We start from the raw sequence: 901 nt of genomic DNA on the forward strand, positions 1-901 counted from the left end.
TAGACCTCTTGCGTGAATAGAGGGAAGTGGCTACAAATAGATCAAGGAGGACTGATGACCTACAAACAACTGAGCCAACTCAAGCCTGAGTTATTCAAACGCCGATGCGGAATACACCCACAAACCTTCGCGCAGATGGTGGACGTGCTGCGTCCTGACCTTGACCGAACAGGGAAACGGGGTGGACAGTGCAAATTAAGCGTGGAAGACCAATTGCTAGTCGTACTTGAGTACTGGCGAGAATATCGAACCCAGTTTCACATTGCCACTACTTGGGGATTAAGTGAGTCGGCAGTGTGCCGCTTGATTCAGAAGGTTGAAAGTCGATTGATGAAGTCAGGTCAGTTCCGGTTACCGGGCAAAAAGCAACTTTACCAGAATGCCAATACCTGGAGTGTGTGGGCAGTCGATGTCACTGAAAGCCCAATTGAGCGTCCCAAAAAAAACAGCGATGCTACTACAGCGGCAAGAAAAAGCGGCATACGCTAAAAGCTCAAGTCCTGGTCGATCAAGCCACTGGACAGATTATCTGTACGGCGTTTGGCAAAGGGCGAGTCCATGACTTTCGACTGTTCAAGTTACATCGTCTGCCGATGCTACCGGAGCAGTTGTGTTTGGCGGATAAGGGCTATCAAGGTATTGCAAAGCTCCATCCCTCTACTTGTATTCCAACCAAGAAGCCGCGTCAAGGCAAACTGAGCAAAGCCGAGCGGCAGCACAACCGAAATCTAGCCCGATTGCGGGTGGTCGCTGAGCATGTGAATCGCAAGCTCAAGATTTTTCGGATTCTCGCTGAACGGTATCGAAATCGACGCAAGCGTTTTGGGTTGCGCTTCAACCTGATTGCAGCGATCATCAACTTTGAGCTTGCGCTCTCTGCTTGATTCATGCAAGAACTCTA

1 protein-coding gene is annotated in these 901 nt (G+C 49.7%); it reads left to right on the plus strand.

Features of this window, described 5'->3' with window-relative positions; genetic code table 11:
• Positions 1-54: 54 nt before the first annotated feature.
• A protein-coding gene (locus AB3R30_RS26905) for an IS5 family transposase (RefSeq protein WP_458652275.1) occupies positions 55-884 on the plus strand; the annotation gives its coding sequence in 2 pieces (ribosomal slippage) (positions 55-445 and positions 445-884; 831 coding nt in all).
• The last annotated feature ends 17 nt before the right edge of the window (positions 885-901 follow it).

The organism is Sivoneniella epilithica UHCC 1019, from assembly GCF_040830845.1.
Taxonomy (GTDB): Bacteria; Cyanobacteriota; Cyanobacteriia; order Leptolyngbyales; family Leptolyngbyaceae; genus ULC077BIN1.